At 58.4% G+C, this 26,441-nt stretch carries 25 protein-coding genes; 8 read left to right on the forward strand and 17 right to left on the reverse strand.

Going from position 1 to position 26,441, the window contains the following annotated elements; all coding sequences use genetic code 11:
• Nucleotides 1–371: 371 nt before the first annotated feature.
• Together AC07VR_RS25875 and AC07VR_RS25880 are read left to right on the forward strand one after the other, a co-directional pair.
• Entirely contained in the window at nucleotides 372–1,097 is a 726-nt protein-coding gene (locus AC07VR_RS25875; RefSeq protein ID WP_494993663.1) for a response regulator, read from the forward strand.
• Nucleotides 1,094–2,704 (forward strand): ATP-binding protein, encoded by a 1,611-nt coding sequence (locus AC07VR_RS25880; protein WP_495012967.1) that lies wholly within the window; start codon nucleotides 1,094–1,096, stop codon nucleotides 2,702–2,704. Before AC07VR_RS25875 ends, AC07VR_RS25880 begins: the two co-directional genes overlap by 4 nt.
• 158 nt (nucleotides 2,705–2,862) lie before the next feature.
• Here AC07VR_RS25880 and AC07VR_RS25885 read toward each other — a convergent pair whose 3' ends face one another.
• Nucleotides 2,863–3,588: a 4'-phosphopantetheinyl transferase family protein gene (locus AC07VR_RS25885; protein ID WP_494993665.1), complete on the reverse strand. Its 726-nt coding sequence runs from the start codon at nucleotides 3,586–3,588 to the stop codon at nucleotides 2,863–2,865.
• A gap of 125 nt (nucleotides 3,589–3,713) precedes the next feature.
• Complete coding sequence (locus tag AC07VR_RS25890) at nucleotides 3,714–4,505, reverse strand: dienelactone hydrolase family protein (RefSeq protein ID WP_494993666.1); 792 nt, start codon at nucleotides 4,503–4,505, stop codon at nucleotides 3,714–3,716.
• 206 nt (nucleotides 4,506–4,711) lie between these two features.
• Between AC07VR_RS25890 and AC07VR_RS25895 the strand changes: the two genes are divergently transcribed.
• Together AC07VR_RS25895 and AC07VR_RS25900 are read left to right on the forward strand one after the other, a co-directional pair.
• Entirely contained in the window at nucleotides 4,712–5,389 is a 678-nt protein-coding gene (locus tag AC07VR_RS25895) for a response regulator (RefSeq protein ID WP_494993667.1), read from the forward strand.
• On the forward strand, nucleotides 5,386–6,732 hold the full coding sequence (locus AC07VR_RS25900; protein WP_494993668.1) for an ATP-binding protein: 1,347 nt from the start codon (nucleotides 5,386–5,388) through the stop codon (nucleotides 6,730–6,732). The genes AC07VR_RS25895 and AC07VR_RS25900 overlap by 4 nt, the downstream gene beginning before the upstream one ends.
• Nucleotides 6,733–6,778: 46 nt before the next feature.
• Here the strand turns inward: AC07VR_RS25900 and AC07VR_RS25905 are convergent, their stop codons facing one another.
• The gene (locus AC07VR_RS25905; protein WP_494993669.1) at nucleotides 6,779–7,777 is read right to left on the reverse strand and encodes an AraC family transcriptional regulator; all 999 of its coding nucleotides are present in this window, start codon (nucleotides 7,775–7,777) and stop codon (nucleotides 6,779–6,781) included.
• 335 nt (nucleotides 7,778–8,112) lie between these two features.
• Between AC07VR_RS25905 and AC07VR_RS25910 the strand changes: the two genes are divergently transcribed.
• Together AC07VR_RS25910 and AC07VR_RS25915 are read left to right on the forward strand one after the other, a co-directional pair.
• The gene (locus tag AC07VR_RS25910) at nucleotides 8,113–9,459 is read left to right on the forward strand and encodes a dicarboxylate/amino acid:cation symporter (RefSeq protein ID WP_494993670.1); all 1,347 of its coding nucleotides are present in this window, start codon (nucleotides 8,113–8,115) and stop codon (nucleotides 9,457–9,459) included.
• A 150-nt stretch (nucleotides 9,460–9,609) separates the two neighbouring features.
• Complete coding sequence (locus tag AC07VR_RS25915; RefSeq protein WP_494993671.1) at nucleotides 9,610–10,791, forward strand: CaiB/BaiF CoA transferase family protein; 1,182 nt, start codon at nucleotides 9,610–9,612, stop codon at nucleotides 10,789–10,791.
• A 56-nt stretch (nucleotides 10,792–10,847) separates the two neighbouring features.
• On the opposite strand, the gene AC07VR_RS25920 is transcribed toward AC07VR_RS25915, so the two are convergent.
• Entirely contained in the window at nucleotides 10,848–11,342 is a 495-nt protein-coding gene (locus tag AC07VR_RS25920; RefSeq protein WP_494993672.1) for a SprT family zinc-dependent metalloprotease, read from the reverse strand.
• Between the two features lie 160 nt (nucleotides 11,343–11,502).
• Nucleotides 11,503–12,105 (reverse strand): Yip1 family protein, encoded by a 603-nt coding sequence (locus AC07VR_RS25925; protein WP_494993673.1) that lies wholly within the window; start codon nucleotides 12,103–12,105, stop codon nucleotides 11,503–11,505.
• A gap of 360 nt (nucleotides 12,106–12,465) precedes the next feature.
• Between AC07VR_RS25925 and ttcA the strand changes: the two genes are divergently transcribed.
• Nucleotides 12,466–13,290 carry a tRNA 2-thiocytidine(32) synthetase TtcA gene (ttcA, locus tag AC07VR_RS25930; protein WP_494993854.1) on the forward strand — a complete coding sequence of 275 codons (825 nt, stop codon included), beginning with the start codon at nucleotides 12,466–12,468 and terminating at the stop codon, nucleotides 13,288–13,290.
• Nucleotides 13,291–13,327: 37 nt separating this feature from the next.
• On the opposite strand, the gene AC07VR_RS25935 is transcribed toward ttcA, so the two are convergent.
• From AC07VR_RS25935 to arsC, 8 genes are all read right to left on the reverse strand, one after another.
• Nucleotides 13,328–14,863 carry an ArnT family glycosyltransferase gene (locus AC07VR_RS25935; protein WP_494993674.1) on the reverse strand — a complete coding sequence of 512 codons (1,536 nt, stop codon included), beginning with the start codon at nucleotides 14,861–14,863 and terminating at the stop codon, nucleotides 13,328–13,330.
• Nucleotides 14,864–15,015: 152 nt separating this feature from the next.
• On the reverse strand, nucleotides 15,016–16,668 hold the full coding sequence (gene arnT / locus AC07VR_RS25940) for a lipid IV(A) 4-amino-4-deoxy-L-arabinosyltransferase (RefSeq protein ID WP_494993675.1): 1,653 nt from the start codon (nucleotides 16,666–16,668) through the stop codon (nucleotides 15,016–15,018).
• Nucleotides 16,665–16,832, reverse strand: coding sequence for a hypothetical protein (locus AC07VR_RS25945; RefSeq protein WP_495012968.1), 168 nt, complete (start codon nucleotides 16,830–16,832; stop codon nucleotides 16,665–16,667). The genes arnT and AC07VR_RS25945 overlap by 4 nt, the downstream gene beginning before the upstream one ends.
• Nucleotides 16,833–17,194: 362 nt before the next feature.
• Nucleotides 17,195–17,830, reverse strand: coding sequence for a lipopolysaccharide core heptose(II)-phosphate phosphatase PmrG (gene pmrG, locus AC07VR_RS25950; protein ID WP_495012969.1), 636 nt, complete (start codon nucleotides 17,828–17,830; stop codon nucleotides 17,195–17,197).
• A gap of 464 nt (nucleotides 17,831–18,294) precedes the next feature.
• Entirely contained in the window at nucleotides 18,295–18,966 is a 672-nt protein-coding gene (locus AC07VR_RS25955; protein ID WP_494993678.1) for a DNA-3-methyladenine glycosylase I, read from the reverse strand.
• Nucleotides 18,967–19,076: 110 nt separating this feature from the next.
• Entirely contained in the window at nucleotides 19,077–19,499 is a 423-nt protein-coding gene (locus tag AC07VR_RS25960; protein WP_495012970.1) for a DUF2069 domain-containing protein, read from the reverse strand.
• The gene (wrbA, locus tag AC07VR_RS25965) at nucleotides 19,492–20,097 is read right to left on the reverse strand and encodes an NAD(P)H:quinone oxidoreductase (RefSeq protein ID WP_494993680.1); all 606 of its coding nucleotides are present in this window, start codon (nucleotides 20,095–20,097) and stop codon (nucleotides 19,492–19,494) included. Before wrbA ends, AC07VR_RS25960 begins: the two co-directional genes overlap by 8 nt.
• The gene (arsC, locus tag AC07VR_RS25970) at nucleotides 20,094–20,447 is read right to left on the reverse strand and encodes an arsenate reductase (glutaredoxin) (RefSeq protein ID WP_495012971.1); all 354 of its coding nucleotides are present in this window, start codon (nucleotides 20,445–20,447) and stop codon (nucleotides 20,094–20,096) included. Before arsC ends, wrbA begins: the two co-directional genes overlap by 4 nt.
• Nucleotides 20,448–20,572: 125 nt before the next feature.
• Between arsC and AC07VR_RS25975 the strand changes: the two genes are divergently transcribed.
• Entirely contained in the window at nucleotides 20,573–21,040 is a 468-nt protein-coding gene (locus AC07VR_RS25975; protein WP_495012972.1) for a TlpA family protein disulfide reductase, read from the forward strand.
• A 146-nt stretch (nucleotides 21,041–21,186) separates the two neighbouring features.
• Here the strand turns inward: AC07VR_RS25975 and AC07VR_RS25980 are convergent, their stop codons facing one another.
• From AC07VR_RS25980 to AC07VR_RS25995, 4 genes are all read right to left on the reverse strand, one after another.
• Complete coding sequence (locus AC07VR_RS25980) at nucleotides 21,187–21,591, reverse strand: META domain-containing protein (RefSeq protein ID WP_494993683.1); 405 nt, start codon at nucleotides 21,589–21,591, stop codon at nucleotides 21,187–21,189.
• Nucleotides 21,591–22,025 (reverse strand): hypothetical protein, encoded by a 435-nt coding sequence (locus AC07VR_RS25985; RefSeq protein WP_494993684.1) that lies wholly within the window; start codon nucleotides 22,023–22,025, stop codon nucleotides 21,591–21,593. Before AC07VR_RS25985 ends, AC07VR_RS25980 begins: the two co-directional genes overlap by 1 nt.
• A gap of 97 nt (nucleotides 22,026–22,122) precedes the next feature.
• Complete coding sequence (locus AC07VR_RS25990) at nucleotides 22,123–23,106, reverse strand: 2-hydroxyacid dehydrogenase (RefSeq protein ID WP_494993685.1); 984 nt, start codon at nucleotides 23,104–23,106, stop codon at nucleotides 22,123–22,125.
• Nucleotides 23,107–23,172: 66 nt separating this feature from the next.
• Nucleotides 23,173–25,926, reverse strand: a complete 2,754-nt coding sequence (locus AC07VR_RS25995; protein ID WP_495012973.1) for a response regulator — start codon at nucleotides 25,924–25,926, stop codon at nucleotides 23,173–23,175.
• Between the last annotated feature and the right edge of the window lie 515 nt (nucleotides 25,927–26,441).

Raw genomic sequence — 26,441 nt, forward strand, 5'->3', positions numbered from 1 at the left:
CTACATGTAGGGTTTTTTTGTCGTTGGGCTACAAGATAATGCGTTTTGGGGGGCGATTGCAACGTGCTACCTGTGGATAAAGCTGTGCGTAAATTGTGTATGAAACCGCCAAACGCAGTGTAGGCCGCGACAGCACTGGAGTAGACCGTTTGTCACTGAATTTTGCCGTTGAAAACAGCCTTGGACGGATTTTTGCGGGCGCGAACCCTATCACAAAATAATGCAGTTACCGAGCGCATTTACCTGCTTGTATTTTCAAGGGGAGCCGTTGCTACAATCGCCCCATCTCTATGCAGTCTTATCCACCCAAATCATTACAAAAAGACGGGTGGATCCTTCCTGAATGTGGTTTTGCCAAGAAGAGGTCACCCGTGGAGCAAGAAGCCTGGCAGGTATTGATTGTCGAGGATGACCAGCGTCTGGCTGAGTTGACCCGCGAGTACCTGGAGAGCAACGGTCTGCGGGTTGCTATCGAAGGTAACGGTGCGCTGGCCGCGGCTCGGATCATTGCCGAGCAACCGGACCTGGTGATCCTTGATCTGATGCTCCCTGGCGAAGACGGCTTGAGCATCTGTCGCAACGTGCGTGATCGTTATGACGGGCCGATCCTGATGCTGACCGCGCGTACCGACGACATGGATCAGGTGTTGGGTCTGGACATGGGCGCCGATGACTACGTCTGCAAACCGGTACGCCCGCGCTTGTTGCTGGCACGGATCCAGGCTTTGCTGCGCCGCAGTGAGCCGCCTGAAGCGGTGGCTCCTGAAAAGCTCAGGCGTCTGCAGTTCGGCCCGCTGGTGGTGGACAACGCACTACGCGAAGCCTGGCTGCATGACAACGGCATCGAGCTGACCAGTGCCGAGTTCGATCTGCTGTGGTTGTTGGTGGCCAATGCCGGGCGGATTCTTTCCCGCGAAGAGATTTTCACCGCGCTGCGGGGCATCGGTTACGACGGTCAGGATCGCTCCATTGATGTGCGGATCTCGCGCATCCGTCCGAAGATCGGTGATGACCCGATTCATCCGCGGCTGATCAAGACCATTCGCAGCAAAGGTTATCTGTTTGTCCCCGAAGCTTGCGTAGACGTAGTGCTGTGAACTCGATTTTCCTGCGTATCTACGGCGGCATGTGCGCAGCGCTGATTCTGGTCGCGGTGCTTGGCGTACTGGCCTTGCACCTGCTCAATCAGGTGCGCAGTGAGCAATACCGCGAGCGCCTGGCGCACGGTACGTTTTCGTTGATGGCCGACAACCTGCAACCGATGAGCGAGATCGAGCGGCACCGGGCGTTGGTGGTGTGGGAGCGTTTGTTGGGGATTCCTCTGGCCTTGCAGACCTTCACTCAAACCAGCCTTGACCTGAGCCAGCGCAATCGCGTGCAGCGAGGTCAGGTGCTGGTGGAACAGACCGGCCCGCACGCGGCGAAGGTCTATCGATTGGTCAGCGATAAAGAGCAACTGCTGCTGACCGGTGAAGTAAAGCAAATCAGTGAGCAACTGGCGCGGGCAACGATTTACCTGTTGGCCGATGAGCTGGTGCGTTACCCGGTCGCCGAGCAACCGCAGCGCCTGGCGGCGCTGAAGGCAGACAAGGGCTTTGGCTTTGAGCTGCAACTGGTCACCCTCGATCAGGCAGATATGGATGAGGACCAGAGTCGCCGGGTCGCCGAAGGCGATACGGTGATGGCGCTGGGCAAGGGGGGCGATTCGATCCGGGTGTTTGCCGGAATGGTCGGGACGCCTTGGGTGTTGGAAATCGGTCCGCTGTATCAGATGAACCCTTATCCACCTGAATGGCTGGTGTTGATTGCTGCGCTTGGCTTGAGCCTGATCGGTTTGATTGTGTATTTGCTGGTGCGGCAACTGGAACGGCGTTTGAGCGGTCTGGAATCGGCTGCGACGCGGATCGCCAAGGGCAGCCTGGAAGCCCGGGTGCCGGCTCGCGGTGCCGACTCGATCGGGCGTCTGGCGGCCGCATTCAATGGCATGGCCGAGCACTTGCAGCGCCTGTTGGCGATTCAGCGCGAGCTGGTGCGGGCCGTGTCTCATGAGTTGCGCACACCGGTGGCGCGTTTGCGTTTTGGTCTGGAGATGATCGGTGCTGCCACCACACCGCAAGCGCGGGAGAAGTACAGGGTGGGCATGGACAACGATATCCAGGACCTCGATCGGCTGGTGGACGAAATGCTCACCTACGCACGCCTGGAGCAAGGCTCGCCGGCACTGAATTTCCAGCGGGTCGATCTGGATGCCTTGGTCAATCAGGTCATCAGCGAGTTGGCGCCTTTGCGAGCTGAGGTCAAGGTCCAGCGGGGCATTTGTCTGTCGGCCAACGACTGTGATGACGCCTGGGTCGAGGCCGAGCCGCGCTACTTGCATCGAGCGTTGCAAAATCTGCTGAGCAACGCCATGCGTCACGCCGAGTCACAGGTGTTCATCAGCTATCAGGTCGGCCAGCAGCGTTGTCGGCTGGATGTCGAGGACGATGGTCCCGGGGTTCCGGAAACCGCCTGGGAAAAAATCTTCACGCCGTTCCTGCGCCTGGACGATAGTCGCACCCGCGCCTCCGGTGGGCATGGCCTGGGGTTGTCGATCGTGCGGCGGATCATTCACTGGCACGACGGCCGGGCGCTGATCAGCAAGAGCAAGAGTCTGGGTGGGGCGTGTTTTAGCCTGAGCTGGCCACGGCATCAGGAGAAGCGTTGAGTTTGGTCCCTGGCATATCTATTGGCTGTTAGATCGCCATCGCGAGCAAGCTCGGCTCCTACAGGGCATATAGGTTGTGCCCATATCCCGCGACCAACACAAATCCTGTAGGAGCCGAGCTTGCTCGCGATGGCGGCCTGACAGACACTAAAAATCTCTCAGGCCTCAATGCTGACCAGACTCAGCAACTGCCCATCGCCTGTACAATACTGCGCATCAAGCTCACTGCCGTTGCGCCATTCGCTGGAGAGGTCAGTCAGCAGGCGCAGACGGGCATGCCCGTTTTCGTCCCATTCAAGCACCTCGGCATGCTCGAAATAGAAGCGTTGCTGGACGATCGGGTAGAGCGCCTTGAACAGGCTTTCTTTCACTGAGAACGTCAGGGTCACTAACAGGGCGATCTGTTCCTGGGGGGCGCTGGCCATGCGTTGCAACTCGGGCGGGGTGAGGATTTCTCCGGCCAGTCGCTGGGCGCGCTCTGTATTGAGCAGGTTTTCCAGGTCCATCCCCAATCCGCGCCAATGTTCCTTATGCGCAACAATGGCTGCAGCCCGGCCGGTGCTGTGGGTGATCGAACCGCAGATGTGCGCCGGCCACACCGGTGCGCGATCCTCACCAATGGCCGGGATGCAGTCGAGCCCTTCAAGCTGCTGCAAGGCGGCCCGGGCGCAGAGGCGTCCGGCAAGAAATTCGGTTTGGCGCTTGGCCACCGAACGTTGAATGCTCGCGGGCGGTTCGATAGCGCAGCGCTGGAAATCATCAGGCGCCAACTGTGACGGATCGAAGTGAGTACCGAGCAGCACTGTGTGCGGCAGAACGACAGGCAACGGCCAGTGGGCATCGAGTGGAGTGCAACAGGCGGGAAGTGCGGAGGGCGGATTCATGTCGGGCATTTTGCCGGGTTGCGTTCAGGCTGGGTAGTAGCCTGATGCGATCCCTGTGGCAAGGGAGCTGGCTCCCTCGCCACGGTACTGATGCCTGGCTCGGAATTTTCTTGCTTGCGGGCATATCACCCAAAGATCTTCTTGAAGAAAGCCTGCATATCCGCCCATGAGTGTTCATCGGCGGCCTTGTTGTAGCCAATGTCCGGCCCGCCATGGTCGCCGTGACTCAGGCGATCGGCGTCCGGGTTGCTGAAACCGTGTTTGGCGCCTTCCAGGCTGACGAATTTATAGTCGGCGCCAGCCTTGTCCATTTCGGCCTTGAAGGCGCTGACGTTGTCTGGCGTGACCATGCTGTCCCTGGCGCCGTGCTCAACCAGCAGTTTGGCCTTGACGCTACCGGCTGTGGCCGGGGTGTCAGTCATCAGCGCTCCGTGGAAACTCACCACACCGGCCAGTGGCACGCCCCGGCGTGCGGCATCCAGCACGATTTTGCCGCCGAAGCAGTAACCGATGGCGGCGAGTTTGTTCGGGTCGGTCTGCGGCTGCTTTTTCAATAAATCGAGCCCGGCATTGAAGCGGGCGCTGGCTGTCGCGTTGTCTTTCAATGCCGCCTGCATAAAGGCCTTGGCGTCGTTCGGATGCTCGGTATTTTTACCTTCGCCATACATGTCGATGGCCAGCGCGCTGTACCCCAAAGCGGCGAGGTCACGGGCGCGGCGCTTGGCATAGTCGTTGAGCCCCCACCATTCATGAACCACGACGATGCCGGGGCGAGCGCCCTGAATGCTGTCGTCATAGGCGTAGTAGCCGATCAGCCGGGTGCCATCGGAGCCCTGATAGGGGATTTCCTGGGTCTTGATCGCCGCCTGGCTCAGCCCGCTCAAGGCCAATAATACGAAAGCAAGGAACACGCGCATGGTCAGTTCTCCTTTGAAAGACGTCCAGACAGCGTAGTCGATTTGGTTCAGCTCAGGTTCAGAGAACGTTCAGGGGGAGTTCAGGGGCAGGTGGTTAACCTTGCAGCAGTTTTCGCAGAACACTTCAGCTGAACTGGGTTACCGTTATAAGCGATCAGGGCGCGATGAAGCGCCCTTGGAGAGTCGATTTTGCCTGGAAGAGCTTTATGAAACTGCTGGTTGTCGAAGATGAGGCGCTGCTGCGTCATCATTTGCAAACCCGACTCACGGACAGTGGTCATGTGGTCGAGGCGGTGGCCAATGCCGAGGAGGCACTGTACCAGACCGAGCAGTTCAACCATGACCTGGCGGTGATCGATCTCGGCCTGCCGGGCATGGGCGGTCTTGATCTGATCCGCCAGTTGCGCTTGCAAGGCAAGACGTTTCCGATCCTGATCCTTACTGCCCGCGGTAACTGGCAGGACAAAGTAGAAGGGCTGGCCGCTGGCGCCGATGACTATGTGGTCAAGCCGTTCCAGTTCGAAGAGCTGGATGCGCGGTTGAATGCGCTGTTACGCCGCTCGAGCGGGTTTACCCAGGCGACTATTATCGCCGGGCCCTTGTTGCTTGATCTGAATCGCAAACAAGCCTCCCTCGATGAACAGCCGCTGGCCTTGACTGCCTATGAGTACCGAATCCTCGAGTACCTGATGCGTCATCATCAACAGGTGGTGGCCAAGGACCGCCTGATGGAGCAGCTCTATCCGGATGACGAGGAGCGTGATCCGAACGTGATCGAAGTCTTGGTCGGGCGCTTGCGACGTAAACTTGAAGGGCCGTCCGGGTTCAAGCCGATCGATACCGTGCGCGGTCTGGGCTATCTGTTCAACGAGCGCTGCCGGTGATCCGTTCGCTACGCTTGCGCTTGATGCTGGCGGCGACGACCCTGGCCGTGCTGTTCATGCTGGCGCTGTTGCCGGCCATGCAGGGGGCGTTCAGCCTGGCATTGCAGGATTCCATCGAGCAGCGCCTGGCCTCGGATGTGACCACGCTGATTTCTGCGGCGCGGGTCGAAAACAATCGTCTGTTGATGCCGGAGCAGTTGCCGGATGAGCGTTTTAATCTCACCGACAGCCGTTTGCTCGGTTACATCTATGACCGCGAAGGGCATCTGGTCTGGCGCTCGAGAGCGACCAAGGAAGAAAACATCAACTACACGCCACGTTACGACGGGCGTGGCAGTAAGTTTGCGAGGATTCGTGAGGCCGATGGCCAGGAGTTCTTCGTCTATGACGTCGAGGTCAAATTGCTCGGCGGTAAAAATGCGGCGTTCAGTATTGTTGCCCTGCAACCGGTGCGTGAGTACCAGCTGACGCTGGAAGGGCTGCGGGAAAATCTCTATCTGGGTTTCGGTGCCGCATTGTTGGTATTGCTGGCGCTGCTCTGGATTGGTTTGACCTGGGGTTTGCAGGCATTGCGGCGCTTGAGTCAGGAGCTGGACCAGATCGAGGGCGGGACCCTTGAAAGCCTCAGTGAAGAGCACCCTCGTGAGCTGCTGCGATTGACCGGTTCGCTGAACCGCTTGTTGCATAGCGAGCGCGAGCAGCGCAGTCGTTATCGGGATTCTCTGGATGACCTGGCCCACAGCTTGAAAACCCCGTTGGCGGTCTTGCAAGGGGTGAGTGAGGACATGGCTCAGCGACCGCAGGGGCGGGATCAGGCCAGGGTGCTGCAAACCCAGATCGAACGCATGAGCCAGCAGATCAGCTATCAATTGCAGCGCGCGAGCCTGCGTAAAAGTGGCCTGGTGCGCCATCAGGTCCGGCTACGGCCGGTGCTGCAAAGCCTTTGCGATACACTGGACAAGGTCTATCGCGACAAGCAGGTGCGGGTTTCCCTGGACCTGTCGCAGCATTGCTATGTGCCGATCGAGCAGGGCGCCTTGCTCGAGATGATGGGTAACCTTTTGGAGAACGCCTACCGTTTATGCCTGAGCGAGGTACGCATCAGCGTGCGGGAAGCCTTGAGCGGCATCGAGTTGTGCGTGGAAGATGACGGCCCCGGCGTACCGTCGGGCCAGCGCGCACGGATACTTCAACGAGGAGAGCGCCTGGACATACAGCATCCGGGACAGGGCATCGGTCTGGCGGTGGTCAAGGACATCATCGAAAGCTACGGCGCGCGGCTGACGCTGGATGATTCGCCGCTGGGCGGGGCAGCGTTCCGGATTCATTTTCCGGTGGTTTGAATGCACCTCACCTAGCAGATTGGCTGAATCGGTAAAGGTCGTGCGCTCAATTCTCCTGGGCGCGATAAGCCCCAGGCGTCAGACCGGTCCATTTCTTGAACGCCCGGTGGAAGGCCGAGGGCTCGGAAAAACCGAGTTGCTCGGCGATCTGTTGCAACGACAGATCGGCGCGTCCCAAGTGGTAAATCGCAATGTCGCGGCGCAGTTGGTCCTTCAACTCCTGAAAACTCGAGCCTTCCTCCCGCAAATGCCGGCGCAGGGTCTGTGGGCTGATGTGCAGGTGTTGAGCGACTGTTTCAAGATCGGGCCAGTGTGAGCTGTCACGGCTGAGCAGGCGCCGCAATTGGCTGCTCAAACTGTCACCGTCATCTGGCCGTGACAGCAGATCGGCTGGCGAGCGTTCAAGGAAGTGTTTGAGCGTGCGTTCGTCTTGCAGCACAGGCATGCTCAGGTAGCGACTGTGGAATAGCAGGCTGCTGTTTGGTGTCGAGAACACCAGCGGGCAAGGGAACAGCAAGTCGTATTCGGCGCTGTGTTCGGGTTTCGGGTAGCTGAATGTGGCTTGCTCCAGGCGAATGCGCTGGCCGATCAGCCAACTGCCCAATCGATGCCAGATCACCAGCAAGCACTCGCAGAGGAAGTGGTCGGGGTCCCAAAACTGCGAATCGTCCAGGCTCAGGCGGGCCATTTCGCCCTCGCGGGTCAGGCTCAGACGCGGAGCCTCGGGGAATAGGCTATAAAATAATAAGCCGCGATTGAGTGCTTTTTCCAGGTTGCGGCAGTGAATCAACGCGTGGCACATCATGGCGAAGGTGCCGCGTTTACTGGGGCCATGGCCAAACCCCAGGTATTCGTCATCGAGCGCCTGCCAGAGCAATTGCAACAAGCCAGTGAATTGCTCGGGCGCGAGGCGTGCTTTGGGCTCCTCCAGCAACTCTGCGCCGATGCCCAGTTGTTGCAGCAAGCCCGAATAGTCAAAGCCCTGCCTGCGCGCTCCGCCAAGGGCGGCACGGGCGAAATGGCTGGCGATGGTACGTTCGCGCATAAGGGTAGGTCCGTCCATTGAGGGGGCGATGTTAGCCACGCCCCTGGCGATGGACAAGGCGGATATCCGCCAAATTGCAGGATGATGGCCGGTCGATGGGCGGATATCCGCCACTTTGGCCAGGAGGAATGTTCCGGTTATTTTTGCTTACCCCTTATGCCTAAAGGCTTTCAGGGTTTTTTCGGCAAGGTGGCACGGGCTTTGCGGTAAGGGTGAGAGATCTGCCAGCGCGCAGCTCGACAAAACAAATCCCTCCAGTGCAGGAGGGTTCGCACTGTAGGTGTCGTGGGCGTCAGAGGGATGATTGCCGGGCGACATTCTTGAGGAACTTTGCAATGACGACTCGTCAGCCATTTTACAAATCCCTGTATCTGCAGGTGATCGTAGCCATCGCTATCGGTATTCTGATCGGCCATTTCTATCCTCAGACAGGCGTGGCGCTCAAGCCGCTGGGTGACGGGTTCATCAAACTGATCAAAATGATCATCGCGCCGATCATCTTCTGCACCGTTGTCAGCGGTATCGCTGGCATGCAGAACATGAAGTCGGTCGGCAAGACCGGCGGTTACGCGCTGCTGTACTTCGAAATTGTTTCCACCATCGCTTTGCTGGTGGGTCTGGTCGTGGTCAACATCGTCCAGCCGGGTGCCGGCATGCACATCGATGTGAGCACGCTGGATGCCTCCAAGGTCGCTGCCTATGTGGCTGCCGGTGCTGATCAAAGTGTCGTTGGCTTTCTCCTGAACGTCATTCCGACCACCATTGTCGGCGCATTCGCCACCGGCGATATCCTGCAGGTGCTGATGTTCTCGGTGATCTTCGGTTTCGCCCTGCATCGCCTGGGTTCCTACGGCAAGCCGTTGCTGGACTTCATCGATCGCTTCGCCCACGTGATGTTCAACGTCATCAACATGATCATGAAGCTCGCACCAATCGGTGCGTTGGGCGCCATGGCCTTCACCATCGGTGCCTATGGCGTCGGTTCGCTGGTGCAACTGGGCCAGCTGATGCTCTGCTTCTACATCACCTGCGTAGTGTTCGTGCTGGTGGTGCTGGGCGGTATCGCTCGTGCTCACGGCTTCAGCGTGATCAAGGTGATCCGTTACATCCGTGAAGAGCTGCTGATCGTACTCGGCACTTCCTCTTCGGAATCCGTGTTGCCGCGCATGCTGATCAAGATGGAGCGCCTGGGTGCGAAGAAATCGGTAGTGGGTCTGGTGATCCCGACCGGTTACTCGTTCAACCTCGACGGTACTGCGATCTACCTGACCATGGCCGCGGTGTTCATCGCTCAGGCGACCGACACACACATGGACATTACTCATCAGATCACCTTGCTGGTGGTGCTGTTGTTGTCCTCCAAAGGCGCCGCTGGCGTGACCGGTAGCGGCTTCATTGTGTTGGCCGCCACCCTGTCCGCCGTTGGTCACCTGCCGGTTGCCGGTCTGGCACTGATCCTCGGTATCGATCGCTTCATGTCCGAAGCCCGTGCCCTGACCAACCTGGTGGGCAATGCTGTTGCGACCCTGGTTGTGGCCAAGTGGGTCAAGGAGCTGGACGTAGACACGCTGCATGTCGAATTGGCTTCCGGTGGTCGCGGCATTACCAACGTCCGTGACGAAGACGATCTGGTTGTGGCTGAAAGCCCAGCCACAACCCCGACCTCAACGTCCGTCAAGTAAGACCGCGTTGTAATGAAAAACCCGCTTCGGCGGGTTTTTTCATGGGCGCGGTTTGAGCGCAACGGTCAGTCCAGCTGATGCTTGCGGTGATTGCCGTGGGCTTGCCAGCTGCCTACTCTGGAGGTAGTCGATCTGGATTGTGGAGCGTTCATGCAAGGTCCTCTGGCATCACTCAAAGTACTGGATTTTTCCACCTTGCTGCCAGGGCCGTTCGCCTCGCTGTTGCTGGCGGACATGGGCGCCGAGGTATTGCGCATCGAGTCGCCGGCCCGCATGGATTTACTGCGCGTGCTGGCGCCCCATGATCAGGGCATATCCGCCAGCCACGCCTACCTCAACCGCAATAAACGCAGCGTGGCGCTGGACCTCAAACAGCCCGCGGCGCTGGACGTGGTCAAGCAACTGGTGCAGGACTACGACATCGTTCTGGAGCAGTTTCGCCCAGGTGTCATGGAGCGTCTTGGGTTGGGTTATGAAGCCTTGAAGACGATCAATCCAAAGCTGATTTATGTCTCGATCACCGGCTATGGTCAAACCGGCCCGTACAAGGATCGCGCCGGTCATGACATCAACTACCTGGCCCTGGCCGGGCTGGCCAGTTACACCGGGCGTCAGGACAGCGGGCCGTTGCCGTTGGGAATTCAGGTGGCGGACATTGCCGGTGGGTCGCTGCATGGGGTGATTGGTCTGCTGGCGGCAGTGATTGCCCGTCAGCACAGCGGGCTGGGTCAGCACCTGGACGTGAGCATGACCGACTGCGCCTTCAGTCTTAACGCCATGGCCGGTGCTGGCTATCTGGCCTGCGGTGTCGAGCCCGAATGGGAAAACCAGATGCTCAACGGCGGCAGCTTTTACGACTACTACCGCACTCGTGATGGCCGCTGGCTGTCGGTGGGCAGTCTTGAACCTGCATTCATGCGGCAGCTCTGCGCGGCGCTGGGGCGCCCGGAACTGGTGGGACAGGGCTTGTCGCCCGAGCCCGAACAGCAGCAGGCGCTCAAGCTGGAGTTGCAGATTGAGTTCGAGAAGCATGCCTTTACCGAGTTGTGCGAGTTGTTCGCAGGTGTCGATGCCTGTGTCGAGCCGGTGCTCAGCCTGGCCGAGGCCTTCGAGCATCCCCAGTTGAAAGCGCGGGAACTGGTCAGCCAGGTGCCTCGGGTCGATGGCAGTACGCAGTCGCAGATGGCCTGTCCGTTGAAGTTTTCAGATGGATTACCCGAGCCTCGGCATATTGGTGCGCAGTTGGGCGCGCATACCGATGAGGTTTTGAGGGAGTTGGGGTATGGCGCTCAGCAGATTGAAGAGCTGCGTAGTGCCAGGGTGATTGGTTAGCGCCCTGGCGATGAGGCCGGTGGAGCTATTAGAGAGAGGGTGAAAAGTCGACAGCTTCACTCCACCCGCATTTCCCCACTGAACACCAGTGTATGCCGGCACCTGCGGCACAGATAACGCCGGCCCTGTTTGACCAGGCTGTGGCGCTGGGCCGAGAACGGGAAGTCGCTGTCAGCGCAAGGACAGCGATAGATGTAACGGGTCACGTTGCGGCGCTTGATCGCGTAGGTGTGGCAGCGGTTGGGCGGCAACTCGTACACCCCGCGCATGATCAATTGCCACTCTTCGCCATGGGGCTGGATGCGCTCGCCGAACAGCTGATGGGCGATCAGGTGCGCGACTTCGTGGGCCACGGTCTGCTTGAGGAAGTCTTCGCTGTTTTCCCGGTACAGTTGCGGGTTGAAGCGCAGCAGATTTTCGTGCAAATGCGCGACGCCGGCTTTCTGGCCGCGCAACTTGAGGCTGACCGCGGGGCGTTTGAAAGGTCGTTTGAAAAAGGATTCGGCTTGTTGGAAGCAGTGTTCGACGCGGGTATTGAGTTGCTCGGGCATGCTGTACGGATCTCCAGAGGTGCCGAGTATGCCGCAAACCACGCGCATTCCGAATCGCTCAGGCGCCGAATGGTCAGCGTATCAATAGAAGGCCGCCTTGCGGCGGCCTGTTGTGTTGGCAGAATTCTATTTTTTTTTGTGACGATGTCAGTTGCCCGCGTCAGTTGGTATAGACCGGACCAACGCCCAGGCCCCAGACAATCACGGTGAAAGCCATGATCGCGACCAGCACGACCAGCCCTACGGCCAGCACCGAGCTTGAGAAGAGAAAACCCTCATCCGATGGAATGTTCATGAAGGTCGGTAAGCCCACATACAGCAGATACACTGTGTAGCAAATGGCCGCAGTACCGACGAACATTCCCAGCCACATGTGCGGGTACAGCGCCGCAAGACCTCCGACAAACAGCGGCGTAGCGGTGTAGGTGGCAAACGCGACGCAACGGGCCAGACTCGGACTGGCATCATAGGTACGCGCCATCCAGTGAACGAAGGCGCCCATCACGGCTACGCCGCCGAGCATGGCCAGATAGGACATGATCGTCATCCACAGTGCACTTTCCTGAGTGAGCATGACTGGAGCGCGGCTACCGATGACCCAGCCGACACGAGTGGTACCGATAAAGGCTGAAATCGCTGGAATCGCTGCGAGAATCAGTGTGTGGGTGAGGTACATATGGCTGATGCTTTCCTCTGCATCGCCACGGATTTCTCGCCATTCTTGATCAGGGTGGGTGAAGAGCCCCACAACGTGATGGATCATGCCATTCACTCCTTTTGCTATTACCATCGCCCCCCAAACGGAGCGCCTACGGGCCAAGCGGCCGAAGTAAGTAAAGGTCTCTATATGTGTACGACCTTATGTCGCAGTATAGGAAGGAGTTGCCGGCAAAGGTGCGGCCCTTTAGAGCAAATCGCGCTGTAAACGCGAGGCTTAATCGCTGCATCTTCTGGAAACATGCAGGTTCTGTGGCGAGGGAGCTTGTCCTGCATCTACGGTTACCCCCTCGCCACAGGGCGTGCGCCAGCCTTACCGGGTTTACTCATGGGCAGACTCTTCGCCCACGCAGAGTTTTTGCGTAAAATGCCGGCCTTTCGTCATACCTCGCGGATTTCAAGCGCCATGGGCACTCTTACGGTCAACCAGAACAAACTGCAGAAACGCCTTCGCCGGCAGGCCGGTGAAGCCGTCGCCGATTTCAACATGATCGAAGAGGGCGACAAGGTCATGGTCTGCCTGTCCGGGGGCAAGGACAGCTACACCATGCTCGACGTGCTGATGCATCTGCAGAAAGTTGCACCGATCAAGTTCGAGATCGTCGCGGTGAACATGGACCAGAAGCAGCCGGGCTTTCCAGAGCACGTGTTGCCGGCCTACTTGAAAGAGTTGGGTGTGGAATATCACATCGTCGAAAAAGACACGTATTCGGTGGTCAAGGAGCTCATTCCTGAAGGCAAGACCACCTGCTCGCTGTGTTCACGCCTGCGCCGCGGCACGTTGTATACCTTCGCCGATGAAATCGGTGCGACCAAAATGGCCCTCGGTCATCACCGCGACGACATCGTCGAGACCTTCTTCCTCAACATGTTCTACAACGGCTCGTTAAAGGCCATGCCGCCCAAACTGCGTGCCGATGACGGTCGTAACGTGGTGATCCGGCCGCTGGCGTACTGCAACGAGAAAGACATCCAGGCGTATTCCGACTTCAAGCAATTCCCGATCATCCCGTGCAACCTCTGTGGTTCTCAGGAGAACCTGCAACGTCAGGTGGTCAAGGAAATGCTTCAGGAATGGGAGCGCAAGACCCCGGGTCGGACCGAAAGCATCTTCCGCAGCTTGCAGAACGTTATCCCTTCGCAATTGGCGGACCGTAACCTGTTCGACTTCACCAACCTGCGGATCGACGAAACCGCAGCTTCGCGGTTCGTCAATGTGCTGAACCTCTGATGGATCGAGAGGCCTGCCAGGCCTCTCGATTTATCACTCAAGGGGTCGTTGCTTTGGGGAGAAACGCAACGCTGCCGTAGTCACGATTGTGGAACATCCGCTCACCATTGTTAGGTTTAGTGAGAATCACCTGATGGTCGGCGGTCAGGTAGTTCAGCGGCAGCTTATCCGCATCCTTATATTGCGCGATGATGATAGTGCGCTGCGGATCCCAGCGCTGACCGCTGTTTTTTTCCAGCCATGCCATGAGGGTTGCGCTATCGCCTTCACGCGGAAAGTCGTCGGTATCGCGAACGTAATAGTACGGTGCCCCCTGATTCTGGATGTACATAGGCAGTTTGTTATCAACCTCGACCATCACCATGCGCCACTGATTCCAGGGTGCACTCTTGCTGGCCTCGGCGCGTACGTCCGCGCTGAACTGGACGACCCCGCCGCCGAGATTGGTCCACGGGTAGATGATGCCCAGCACCACGATCAACAGCGCCGCTGCCGCACCGAAGCCCTTTTTCCAACCAGGGCCGCTGACCTTGCCGGCGGCGCGTTTTTCGTCAATTCGGCGGGTGACCCACCAGGCCGCTAACAGTTGGGCGAACGGCACCAGTGGCAACACATAGTAACTACGCCGGCTGCCGCTGGCGGTGAAGAACAGGAACAACAGGCCCAGGCCCCAGATCAGCCAGCGGGTGTTGGGTTCGGTTTGCCGCCAATTGCGTACCGCCAGCCACAGCCCGAGTATCCAGAACGGCGCCCAAGGCAATGTATAGACCGGGAGGTAGATCAGATAGGTGTAGATCGGTCCGAACTGGTCGAACGGCTGGAAGAAACGCACCACGTTTTCCCGGAACACCAGGCCCAGGCCGCTCGCGCCGTAAGTGGGGGCGCCGTAGAGGTGCGAGAGTATGAACGGCACCATGTACACCAGGCCGGCGATCAACACGGCCAGGCACAGTCGCAGGTTGAGGTGGCGTTTCCAGCGATTCTCGCTGAGCAGGTGCGGCAACAGCACCAACCCCGGCAAAATGAAGCCGATCAGACCCTTGAGCAGCGAGGTCGCTGCCAGCAGCAGGAAGAACACGGTGTAGCGGCCCAGTCGGGTGTCATTCGGGTCGCGCCAGTACCACCAGACGGCCGCGAGTATGCCGAATACAGTCAGGATATCGGCCGTCGCAACCCGTGCCCAAAAGATGAAATAGAAGGTTGTCGCCAGCATCCACCCGGCGATCAGGCCGGTGCCTTTGCGAAACAGCTGCTCGCCGATCAGATAGATCAGCCAGATACTCAGCCAGGCGGCGATGACCGAAGTCAGGCGTAGTGACCAATTACCCAGCCCGCCCATCAGCCAGGCAGTGGCGGTAATCAGCCAGTAAGAGGGGAGTGGCTTGTCGTAATACGGCATGCCTTTGAGGTAGGGATCGAAGTAGTTACCCGTCTGCATCATTTGCAGCGCGATGTTCGCCCAGCGGGTTTCCGCCCCCCAGAGCTCTCTCGTCCCCAAACCCAACAACAGAAGCAGTGCTGATACGCCGAGCAACAGCACCAGCGCTTTCTTGTCGCTGTTCCATAGCTTCATTTGAGTATTTCCAAGGGCGACAAATGGGCCCGTCTAGAGTGAAGGCCCCCATGGGGGGCCGTGAATGATAGATGCGCCAAGGCTAAGCAGTTCGTCATGTCTTCGATTCGTCAGGGATATGCGAAAGCCGTGTCATCGGGAATCAGGCAAGGTCATGGCTGACTCTGAGGGAAGATCAGAATCACGAGATTGCCCTGCTCGTAACGCTTGCCGCCCACAGGCAGCAGTTCGACCTCCTGTATCTCCTCCACGTTCTTGACTCGCATGATCACGCCAACCGAGCCTTGTTTGAGGGCATCGGTCATCCATTGCTGGACGCTCTTGGTGTCAACCAGACGGTTGACCGAGTCAGGATAAGTCAGGCCGTATTTCAGTTCGCCAGCGGTGTTAAACAACTCGACTTCAGGACGCTTCAGGCTCCAGGCAAGAGCAGAAGCGGCCCCCAGATCGTTACTCAGCAGTTTTGTGGTTTGCTTGAGTTCTTCGATGTGTTCGTTGATGAACTGGTCGGGCATCTTGTTATGAACAATGCTGTTGGGCATGCCGGCAGGCAACAAGGCGATCAGCAGCCAGATGCCCAGGGCTGGTGCGGCCCACATGGTCAATGGTCTGACGGCCTGCAGCATGTTGGCCATGATCCAGCCCATCAATACGATGAATGTCAGCGACAGGCTCATCATTTCTTGCTGGCCGTAAACCGGCTTGGTCAATTGCAGATAGATCAGCGCGAGCAGCGAAACCGTACCGATGACAAGATTGAGCAACCCATTGATACGGATAGCGCGGCCTTGCGTTTGTGTGATCCGGTCGATCAATGTGTTGCCCATCAGTACCGCCAGCGGCAGCAGGCACGGCATGATGTAAGTCGGCAGTTTGCCTCGGCTAAGGCTGAAAAATGCCAGCGGCAGCACCAGCCAAAGCAGCAGGAAACCGGTGCCCGCTTGCTGTTTGCTCTTCCACGCTTGCGTGAATGTAGAAGGCAGCAATGCCGCCCAGGGCAGGCTGGAGACCACTAGCATCGGCAGGTAGAACCACCATGGGCGAGTGTGCTGGGCATCCTCTGCGGAGAAGCGACGAATGTGTTCATTCCAGAAGAAAAACCTCCAGAAGTCGGGTTCGTGAGCATGAATGCTCAGCACCCAAGGCAAGCTGACGATGATTGCAACGATGACGGCCAGCGGACCGTAGCGCAGCAGTTCCCCCAGGCGCCGTTGCCAGAGCATATAGGGCAGGGCGATCAACGCCGGCAGCAGCCAGGCGAGAAACCCCTTGGTCATGAAGCCCATGCCGCAGGCGAAGCCAAGTACCGCCCATGACGTCAATCGGGCCCGCTGTGTGGTGCTGTCAATAGCAAACCACAACGCCACCAGGCTCAAGTTGACCCACAAAGTGAATTGCGGATCGAGATTGGAGTACCCGGCTTGACCGGCGATGAGGCCGAAGCTCATGTAAAGCAAGGCCGAAGCAAAACTCTTGCGCGGATCATTCCAGAGGCGTCGGGCGATCAGGTACGTCAACAGCACGCTCAGCCCGGTGCTCACAGCAGAAGCGATGCGGACTCCGAACAGGTTATCGCCGAATATCGCCTGGCCGATGGCAATCATCCAATAGCCGGCGATAGGCTTCTCGAAATAACGAATGCCCATGAAGTGCGGGGAAACCCAATCGCCGCTCAGCAGCATCTCCTGGCTGATTTGGGCATAACGGGGTTCGTCTGGAATCCACAGCCCGTGAGAAGCCAGTGGCAGAAGATAGAACAGGCCAAAGGCCAACAGCAGTAATGGCAACGCCCAACGTCTAATCATGCGCTTTGTGCTCCCAGGCAGTCTTTGTGATCGTTCAGGGCGCTGCATGGCAGCAGACCCTTGGGCAAACTGTCGATGCGTGTTGGCAGCAGGTTGCCGAAGAAGTGAAGATGAGTGTCACGCTGACTGGTGTGGGTCGCCAGTGGGCGAAAATCGTTAGCCATCAGAATCCGTTCTACCTCTGTATATGTTGTTTTAGAATTTTGGTGTTCTGCCGCTCAGACCTTTAAAGGCATGCCTGAAGCCTGAATGTGCCACAGACTAAAGGTTCGACTTACTCAAGAGAACTCAAGCGTCTAAACAAAAAAGTCGGGTGGCTCAGCGCAAATAATTACGTTTCCAGAGCATGTGCTCGCAACCTGCGAGTTTCGTCGCGGCGCATGTTTACGAATAAGCGATCATTGAAGTTGCTGTCGTAACGCGGTTGTTAGTAGCGATTCCTGAGGCGTCGAATAAAGTCTGGCACGTCCGGTCCGCCATTTTACTGATGGGGCATGATTGTGCAGCGATTAAAAATAGTAACAAATTATTTGGCGACTTTTTTTAGTGTGGACGCCCAATCTTGCTCATTCATGACACCCAGCACATTTAGTTGGCCGCCCGCTCCGACAGAGACGAATAGGGAACTGGTGTACTCGCTTGTAGGCGCATGTTTAAAACCCAACTGACTTTCGAGGTCGCTGATGCATCCACTGTGGGTAACCAACACAAGATTGCGATGGGCGACTTTATGGGCGAGCGCGTCATCTGACAGGGGCTTGCCGCAGCTGGCCAGCCAGTCTTGAGCGGCGGCTGCTTGTCCAAACATGGACTGCGATGTCTGCAGGGTGCGGGTCGCCGGGCTGCTGAGTACATCGGCGTTCACCATCCCGATGGTCTGGAAGGCTTTACCCACTTCTGCCGCGGCGATGCTGCCGACACGGGTGATGCCGTCTGCCGGGCCGAGGCAGGGATTACTGGAACGGTCGCAGCGTTCAGCATGTCTGACCAGTACGATAACGTCTCCGGCCTTCCAGTGTTCATAAACACCAGCGGTGTTCATGTGGTTTCCCTCTCCCAGGTTCAACGGCGTTTTTGGCCATAACACGAATCCGGTGGCCAGAATCAAGCTCACCGTGGCGATGCCAGCCCCAAGTAGCAGTTTCTTGAGTCTGGTTGTCATGACTCGTTTCGATGGCGACCCGGCCGGGACGGAATTAACCACATTGTTCACCCTTGTATGATTCTCAAACGAAAACTTTCAGTGCGCGCGAAGACCCTGGACAGTGACCTGAACGCAAATCTAGGGCAAGCCAGGTGGGGGATTGGTGAAAGGAATGTGAAAAATTTGGAGGGGGGGCAGGCTTCCCTTGTGACAGGGAAGCCTTATTCAGGGAGGGGCTGAAGTTTGGTGTGATGACACATCCGCTCTAGTTCATTTTGCTGTGGAAATCACGTTTGAAGTTGACGATATCTAACAGGCTGCCAGAAATGAGGGGGAGTTTGCAAAATGAAAAGTATCGAGACCGGGAGCGATCAGTTTAGCGCACTGGCGAGGGAGATCTCAGCTGGTGCACTGCCGCGTACTTGTTTACAAAAGGGCAGTGCACCCTGAACGGTTTCCAGGTGGCCGGGTTTGATCGCGGATCAATGGTTTACCGTATAAGCCAGCATGGCGGATAACTGACAGAGCGGCCGTCCGCTTTCGCTATGCCAGAGGTTGAAAACCTCTTGTACCTTCGCCTGGTCCCGCTTGCTGCCTGGAACTTTGTCGATGATGTTCTGGGCGTTCAGCGCAGCAACCACGTCGAATGTCGGAATGAACGTGTCTTTACCGACCATTCGCAGGAACCTCGGCGCCGAGAGACCACCCAGTTGGCTTCCATGTTTGGCAAGATATTGCCAGAGGCCAACGATATCGGTCGTGGGCCAGTCAGCAATGAAGGCCCCAAAGCTGCCATGTTCATGAGCAATATCGAGGATCAGTTGAGCATTGCGCGGTACGCTTTTGAGCTTGCCTAAATGCCTGATGATGCGTGCGTCCTGCATCAGGCGTTCAAGATGTTCAGCCCCCATCAACACGACTTTTTCCGGATCAAACCCAAAGAAAACCTGCTCGAACGCCGGCCATTTTGCATCCACCAGGCTGTGCTTCAATCCGGCACGGAAAACTCTTAACGCCAAGGTCGATAAATAGCGATCGTCGCTGATTTTTCTCAATTGTTGGGCAGATGCAGGGGAGGGCAGGTGTGCCTCCAGGGCCGCCACTGAACCGAAGCGATTGAGACAATATTCGTTTAACCATTTGTAGTCGTGCATGCCCTCTCCTGACTGGATAACGATTGCCGCAAGCTCTCAGGCTTTAATAAATAAGGCTTTAGATAGGAAGTCGGGTCGTCGATGGTGGTTGGTCCGGCGACTCTCATCTATCAAGCCAGCACTTCACCTTCCCCCGCCAGCTTGCGATTGAGCTGAAACCGCCAGCGCACATACAGTAGCGCGCTGCAGAACACGGCCAGGCTCGCGGCCATTTCCAGCAGACCGAACATCTGTCGATTCGGATCGTAGGCGGCCAATGCGCCTTTGATGAAATACAGGTTCACCACAAAGCACATCCATGAATGCCCACGGGCGCTGCCGCTGAGCATGCCCGGTGTCAGTAGAAGCAAAGGCACCAGCTCGATCAGCAGGATCACCCAGGGTCTCGCGCCATGCAGGTCGGCGATGATCAGGTAGTACGCGCACAACAGGCCGATCAAACCGAGAAAGCAAAGCAGGCTCAATACTCGGGCTACCCGTACGCGTGGTTCCAGCCACTCGATTGAGGGCAGGATCTTGGGCTTTTTAGCCACGGCTGCTCTCCAGTTGCCGGGCGGTTTTCGCCAGGCGCAGGCCCAACGCCCGGCACAAGGCGACTTCGTGCTCGTTCAGCGGGCTTTTGCCATCGGCGCCAGCGTGGTGACTGGCGCCGTAAGGCGTACCGCCGCCGCGGGTTTCCAGCAGAGCTGATTCGCTGTAGGGCAGGCCGGTGATCAGCATGCCGTGGTGCAGCAACGGCAGCATCATCGACAGCAAGGTGGTTTCCTGGCCGCCGTGCAGGCTGGCGGTGGAGGTGAAGACTCCGGCCGGTTTGCCTACCAGTGCACCGGTCAGCCACAAGTTGCTGGTGCCGTCCAGGAAGTACTTCAACGGTGCGGCCATATTGCCGAAGCGGGTCGGGCTACCAAGGGCCAGACCCGAGCAGTTTTTCAGATCGTCGAGGCTGGCATACAAGGCGCCTTCGTCCGGGATGCTCGGCGCTACCGCTTCGCATTCAGTGGAGATCGACGGTACCGTTCGCAGACGAGCTTCCAGACCGCCTTGTTCGATACCACGGGCAATCTGCCGGGCCATTTCGTTGGTCGAACCGCTGCGGCTGTAATACAGAACCAGAATATACGGCGCACTCACGGCAGGATCTCCAGCACTTTCTCCGGCGGACGGCCGATCACGGCCTTGTCGCCGACTTGCAGAATTGGTCGCTCGATGAGTTTCGGGTGCGCGGCCATGGCGGCGATCAGCTGTGCCTCGGTCAGGCTGCTGTCCGCCAGGTTGAGGGTCTTGTACTCGTCTTCGCCGGTGCGCAGCAGCTGGCGGGCGCTAACACCCAGTTTGTCCAGCAGGCTTTGCAGTTGTGCGGCATCGAGCGGGGTTTCCAGGTAGAGCACTACGGTCGGGGCCAGGCCACGAGCTTGCAGCAGTTCCAGTGCACCGCGGGATTTCGAGCAGCGCGGGTTGTGATAAAGCGTCAGATCGGTCATGTGCGGGTCGCATCTTGCGTAAAGTGGCGGCTATTCTACCTGTGTGGCGAGCAGTCCTGAACCTTGGGAGGCGATGGGTCGCAGTCAAAGTGGATTCAGAACCAATCTTTTCAAAGGACCAAGACATGACAAGGCGACTGGCGGCGGTATTGGCGATCATCACAACCTTGCTGCTCGGCGGCTGCGGCAATGATTACGGCGTCGATCAGCAGGGGCAGAAGATCGCGTCCGAGCGTCTGGACAAACAATGGGTGGTGATCAATTACTGGGCTGAATGGTGTGGCCCTTGCCGAACAGAGATTCCCGAGTTGAATGTCCTGGCTGAGCAATTGAAGGGTAAGTCGATCAGTGTGTTTGGGGTCAACTTCGACAATGTGCAGGGGGAGGAGCTGAAGAAGGCCAGTGAAGCGCTGGGGATCAAGTTCACCGTGTTGGCCCAGGACCCGGCCGATTTTTTCGAGTTGCCGCGCAGTGAGGCATTGCCGGTGACCTACATCATTGATAACAAGGGCAAAGTGCGTGAGCAGTTGATGGGTGAGCAAACGGCGGCGGGAGTGATGGCAAAGCTTACGGCGTTGCAGGCGAAAAACTGAAGAGTCTAATGGGAACAACATAGATCTCTGTAGGAGCGAGCTTGCTCGCGATGGTCGTTAACGATAACGCGTACTCATTGAAGAAACGCATCAAGTTCAAGTTCATCGCGAGCAAGCTCGCTCCTGCAGGTACAGGGATTGTTGTATCAGCCCTCTTCCAGCCACCAACGCAGCGGCTTGCCTTCGGCCGGCCAGAAACGTACTTGCTCGATCGGCGAGATGTCCCAGCGTTGCACGGTTTCCAGTGCCAGCAGGAAGCGTTTTTCTTGCTCCATCAATGCCGGCGCGCACATTTTGCGGGTGCTGCCGACCTTGCCAAAGCTGAGTTTGTCGCCGTCCAGGGTGTAAGGCGCAAACCAGTGATTGCAGCCGCCATTGCCATAGGCCCGACCGTCTTCACCGAGGGTGATGGTCAGGTGGCTGTTATCGATCAGCGGGCGTTCGCCGATCCACTCCAGAATGTAGCTGTGATCCTGTTGCAGTTTCACTGGCTCAGCAGCGCATCCCAACAGGCTGGCACCGACCATCCCCATCATGGTCAGATGTTTCATTAGCCTGGCTCCTGGCATTTGCGGCACAGGTGCTTCTCGCCTTTGCTTACCCAGCCAAGCTCGGCTATGCGCGCTGTGGCGGCAGGCTTTTGTGCGTTGTTGCCGAGTTTGGCGTCAACCGCGAACTCGAAGTTCAGCTCGGCTGAACAGCTGTCGCAGTTGACCTGCCACGTGTGAATCGCCAGTTCACCGAACACCGGACCACGGGCCACGGCGACCCATTGGCCGATCGGGTTGATCAGGTGACGGACTTTTTCTACGGTCAGGCGCATGGACAAGTCCTTGCTGCCTTTGAGGGTGACCACCAGGACGTCATCGTTCTGTATCGAGCCGCCGTTACCGGTGACTTGATAACGACCCGGCACTAAGGCGCGGCATTCGATCAGGGTGTGTTGCGGGCTCATCAGGCTGTAGCGGAAATCGTGTTCGACCATGGGTCCTCCAAGTATGGGCGGTATGCTAGCACGCGGACGAATCCAGCATGGCCCGGGCTTGTGACCTTCGATCAGGCAGTCGACCCGTGGCTTGGCCTTACACCTGGTTCTGTGGTGTGCCCGCCGCCCAGGCGGTAATGTTCTGCAAGGTGGTTGCGGCAATCGCGGCCAGGGCTTCGCGGGTCAAAAAGGCCTGGTGGGCGGTGACGATGACGTTCGGGAACGTCAGCAGGCGCGCCAGTACATCGTCTTGCAGCGGCAGATCAGAGCGATCCTCGAAGAACAGTTGTGCTTCTTCCTCGTACACATCCAGACCCAGATAGCCCAGTTGGCCGATTTTCAGTGCGTCGATCAGTGCCGGTGTGTCCACCAAGCCACCTCGGCCGGTGTTGATCAACATCGCGCCCGGTCGCATATGGGCCAGTGACTGACTGTTGATCAGGTGTTTGCTTTCAGTCGTCAGCGGGCAATGCAGGCTGATGATCTGAGCTTGCGCCAACAACTCGGGCAGGCTCAGATATCGGGCACCGAGGGCTTCCACCTGCGGGTTGGGATACGGATCGTACGCCAGTAGCTGGCAGCCAAACCCGGCCATGATTTTGGCGAAAGTGGTGCCGATCTGGCCGGTGCCGACCACGCCGACGGATTTGCCCGCCAGGTCGAAACCGGTCAGGCCGTGCAGGCTGAAATCACCTTCGCGGGTCCGGTTGTAAGCGCGATGCAAGCGTCGGTTCAGCGCCAGAATCAAGGCCACGGCATGTTCGGCCACCGCGTGGGGTGAGTAGGCCGGAACCCGGACGATGCTCAGCCCCAGGCGTTTGGCTGCTGGCAGGTCGACATGGTTGTAGCCGGCCGAGCGCAGGGCGATCAAGCGGGTGCCGCCGGCCGCCAGCTGCTCAAGCACCGGCGCGCTGAGATCGTCATTGATGAAGGCGCAGACCACTTCGTGGTGCTCAGCCAGAGCCGCCGTGTCCAGGCTCAGCCGTGCCGATTGAAACTGTAACTCGACATCGGCCGGTTGCTCGGTACCGAGGAAACTGTCGCGATCATAGGTCTGGCAGCTAAAGAGAATCGTGCGCATGGCTTCATCCTTGTTTGCAGGTGCGATGAGCTTAACGTTCACCTGCATTGCCAGTATTGCCGTGGGTCAAGCGCCGATGCGGGCTTCGGTAGCCAGGCGGTTGATGGCTCGGTCCAGTTCATCCAGAGCGGCAAAGGCCTTTTGGTCCTCTTGCTTGAGCAGGGTTTCACTGCGCAGGCAGGCTGCTCGCAGTTGCGGTACGCCACAGTAGCGGGTGGCACCGTGCAGGCGATGGACCCGCTCGATCAGCGCATTCTGGTCTTTGGCTTCCCGGGCGACGCGGATGGCTTCACGGTCAGCCTCCAGAGAGGCGAGCAACATCGCCAGCATATCGGCAGCCAGATCGGCTTTGCCGGCGGCCAGGCGCAGTCCTTCTTCATGATCGAGCACCAGCAACTCGGTGCTATTACCGTAGGACTCGCCGGCGCGCTCCGGCCCATGATTGCGCAGCGCAAGGCCAGTCCACTTCAACACTACCTGGGCCAGTTGGCGCTCACTAATGGGTTTGGTCAGGTAGTCGTCCATCCCGCTTTGCAGCAGGGCGCGTTTTTCATTGGCCATGGCATGGGCGGTCAGAGCAACGATCGGTAGCGGGGTGCTATGACGCTCGCTTTCCCAGTGGCGAATCACTTCGGTGGTCTGGCGGCCGTCCATCCCGGGCATCTGAACGTCCATCAGGATCAGATCGAAGGCCTGCTTCTGTACTGCCCTGACCGCGGCATCGCCGCTCTCCAACGCGAGCACCTTGGCCCCCATGTCTTCAAGCAGGGTTTGCACCAGTAACAGGTTGGCGGGGTTGTCATCGACGCAGAGCACTTTCGGCGCACGGCTGGAAATGGGCTCGCCGGGCTCGTTGCGCATCGGGCGCGGATTGACCAGGTCGGACAAGGCTCGGCGCAGCTTGCGGGTGCAGGCCGGTTTGGCCTGCAATTGACTATGGGGATTGGGCACCGAGAGATGGAACAGCGTCTGCTCAGTGGTCGGGCATAGCACCAGCACTTTGCAGCCCAAATGTTCGAGGTCCCAGATATGTTGGTTGAGGCGTTCGGGCGGCATGTCTTTGGTGGTGATGCCAAGCACCGCCAGGTCGATCGCCTCATCGGTCTGATGGGTGCCGGTGATGCCGTTGGTCAACGCTTCCAGGGTATTGAACGGGGTGACTTCCAGGCCGCAGTCTTCCAGTTGATGCTGCAAGGCCTGGCGGGCCAGTTCGTGGTTCTCCAGCACAGCGACGCGGCGACCAAGCAGTGGCGCAGACGGCAGGTCTTCGGCGTCGTCGCGGGCTTTCGGCAGACTCAGGCTGATCCAGAACTCGGATCCTTCGCCGGGCGTGCTGTCGACACCGATCTCGCCGCCCATTTGTTCGATCAGGCGTTTGGAAATCACCAGGCCCAGACCGGTGCCGCCGGGTTGTCGGGACAGCGAGTTGTCGGCCTGGCTGAACGCTTGAAACAAGGCACGCACGTCCTGATTGGACAGGCCGATACCGGTGTCTTGAATGCTGATGCGCAGTTGCACGCTGTCTTCATGCTCTTCTTCGAGCATGGCGCGGGCGACGATGGTGCCCTCGCGAGTGAATTTGATCGCGTTGCTCACCAGGTTGGTGAGGATCTGTTTGAGGCGTAGGGGATCGCCGACCAGCGACAATGGGGTATCGCGGTAGACCAGGCTCACCAGTTCAAGCTCCTTGGCGTGGGCCGCCGGGGCGAGGATGGTCAGGGTGTCCTGCAGCAGGTCTCGCAGGTTGAAGGGAATGCTGTCGAGCACCAGCTTGCCGGCCTCGATTTTCGAGAAGTCGAGAATCTCGTTGATGATCCCCAGCAGGCTGTCGGCGGACTTCTCGATGGTGCCCAGGTAATCCAGCTGACGAGGTGTCAACTCACTTTTCTGCAGCAGATGGGTGAAGCCGAGGATGCCATTGAGGGGCGTGCGGATCTCGTGGCTCATGTTGGCCAGGAACTCGGATTTGATCCGGCTTGCTTCCAGCGCCTCTTTACGTGCCAGGTCCAGTTCGATGTTCTGGATTTCGATAGTCTCCAGGTTCTGCCGAACGTCTTCAGTGGCTTGGTCGATGCTGTGTTGCAATTCTTCCTGGGCGTTTTGCAGAGTGCCAGCCATGCGGTTGATGCCTGATGCCAGTTCATCCAGCTCCTGGCTGCCGAGTGCCGGCAGGCGGGTCTCCAGGTTACCTTCCTTGAGTTGCGCAACAGCGTGTTTGATCAGGCTGAGCGGCGTATTGATTGTGCGGCTTATGCGCAGCGCCAGCAGGGCCGTGCCGGCAAGGCCCGCGGCGATCAATAGCAGGCTGGCGAACAGGCTGCGGTAACCGCGCAGCAGCATGCCGTTGTGGGACAGTTCAAGCTCCACCCAGCCCAGTAAGCGGTCGGACTCATCAGGGATCAGGTCACCGGCGAGGTTGCGGTGTCGGCCGAACACCGGCAATAGATAGCGCGTCGCGTCACTGCCGGTGCGTCGCAGCATGTGGGGGCTGTTACCGATCGGTGGCTGATTGAGCATGCTCGGGCCCGCATGGGCCAGAGGCGTGCGGTCGGGAGCGAGAAAGGATACGGCGCGAACATCCGTCTGTTCCAGGGATTGGGTCGCGATGCGTTCCAGTAAATCCGAGTTGTTATGGCCCATGGCAGGGGCCACCAGCGGTGCCAGTTGTTCGGCGATCATCTCGCCATGTTGCAGGAGCTGGGTTTGCAGGTCGGACTGCTGCATCCACGTGAAATAGCCGCCCAGCACCAATGCCATCAAGCTGGTCGGCAACAGGCTCAACAACAGCACGCGGCCTTTTATCCCCAGTTTCTTAAGCACGCAACTCTCCTGCTACCACGCCATTTTGAATGACAGACGAATGACTGATGCGCACATCCGGTACGCGCCACCTGCGCAGTGTAGCCATTTGCTTGCGGGCAATCTTTGTAAATTAACGCCGCCAGCCGTCTGCTATGTAGGAGCCGAGCTTGCTCGCGATAGCGATCTCCTATCCACCACAAAACCCGCCCTGCGAGAGAGAGCTCAGGTTACTCATCGGGGAGCAATCTTGAATAATGGGTAACTGAGAATTAATTACAGAAGATAATGACGCCCGTATCTATTGGCCATCCCCGTATGCTGGCGATAGGAGACGACCTCGTGCTGGATCGGACAATCGACGGTATAAGCCGGGAAGGTACCTGTCGCCAGATAAAAGGTAGCTTCTCCCAGTGGCAATGGGTTATGCCACCCACCACGTGGAGATAGAAGGCATCACCGGCCTCCAGGACAATGTCCATGTATGGATCTGGTGGACAGGGATGCTGGTGTTCACCCCCGGAATGACAGTCGGC

The organism is Pseudomonas sp. GW821-FHT02H09, from assembly GCF_059421425.1.

What these genes read in the sequence shown, in the direction of transcription:
- AC07VR_RS25925 (WP_494993673.1), bottom strand. Translation starts at nt 12,105, where the DNA reads ATGATCCATCACGTTGTGGGGCTCTTCACCCACCCTGATCAAGAATGG.
- AC07VR_RS25895 (WP_494993667.1), top strand. Translation starts at nt 4,712, where the DNA reads ATGAAACTGCTGGTTGTCGAAGATGAGGCGCTGCTGCGTCATCATTTG.
- pmrG (WP_495012969.1), bottom strand. Translation starts at nt 17,830, where the DNA reads ATGACAACCAGACTCAAGAAACTGCTACTTGGGGCTGGCATCGCCACG.
- AC07VR_RS25890 (WP_494993666.1), bottom strand. Translation starts at nt 4,505, where the DNA reads ATGCGCGTGTTCCTTGCTTTCGTATTATTGGCCTTGAGCGGGCTGAGC.
- AC07VR_RS25920 (WP_494993672.1), bottom strand. Translation starts at nt 11,342, where the DNA reads ATGCCCGAGCAACTCAATACCCGCGTCGAACACTGCTTCCAACAAGCC.
- ttcA (WP_494993854.1), top strand. Translation starts at nt 12,466, where the DNA reads ATGGGCACTCTTACGGTCAACCAGAACAAACTGCAGAAACGCCTTCGC.
- AC07VR_RS25990 (WP_494993685.1), bottom strand. Translation starts at nt 23,106, where the DNA reads ATGCGCACGATTCTCTTTAGCTGCCAGACCTATGATCGCGACAGTTTC.
- AC07VR_RS25945 (WP_495012968.1), bottom strand. Translation starts at nt 16,832, where the DNA reads ATGGCTAACGATTTTCGCCCACTGGCGACCCACACCAGTCAGCGTGAC.
- AC07VR_RS25985 (WP_494993684.1), bottom strand. Translation starts at nt 22,025, where the DNA reads ATGGTCGAACACGATTTCCGCTACAGCCTGATGAGCCCGCAACACACC.
- AC07VR_RS25915 (WP_494993671.1), top strand. Translation starts at nt 9,610, where the DNA reads ATGCAAGGTCCTCTGGCATCACTCAAAGTACTGGATTTTTCCACCTTG.
- AC07VR_RS25935 (WP_494993674.1), bottom strand. Translation starts at nt 14,863, where the DNA reads ATGAAGCTATGGAACAGCGACAAGAAAGCGCTGGTGCTGTTGCTCGGC.
- AC07VR_RS25975 (WP_495012972.1), top strand. Translation starts at nt 20,573, where the DNA reads ATGACAAGGCGACTGGCGGCGGTATTGGCGATCATCACAACCTTGCTG.
- AC07VR_RS25905 (WP_494993669.1), bottom strand. Translation starts at nt 7,777, where the DNA reads ATGCGCGAACGTACCATCGCCAGCCATTTCGCCCGTGCCGCCCTTGGC.
- AC07VR_RS25910 (WP_494993670.1), top strand. Translation starts at nt 8,113, where the DNA reads ATGACGACTCGTCAGCCATTTTACAAATCCCTGTATCTGCAGGTGATC.
- AC07VR_RS25955 (WP_494993678.1), bottom strand. Translation starts at nt 18,966, where the DNA reads ATGCACGACTACAAATGGTTAAACGAATATTGTCTCAATCGCTTCGGT.
- arnT (WP_494993675.1), bottom strand. Translation starts at nt 16,668, where the DNA reads ATGATTAGACGTTGGGCGTTGCCATTACTGCTGTTGGCCTTTGGCCTG.
- AC07VR_RS25980 (WP_494993683.1), bottom strand. Translation starts at nt 21,591, where the DNA reads ATGAAACATCTGACCATGATGGGGATGGTCGGTGCCAGCCTGTTGGGA.
- AC07VR_RS25885 (WP_494993665.1), bottom strand. Translation starts at nt 3,588, where the DNA reads ATGAATCCGCCCTCCGCACTTCCCGCCTGTTGCACTCCACTCGATGCC.
- arsC (WP_495012971.1), bottom strand. Translation starts at nt 20,447, where the DNA reads ATGACCGATCTGACGCTTTATCACAACCCGCGCTGCTCGAAATCCCGC.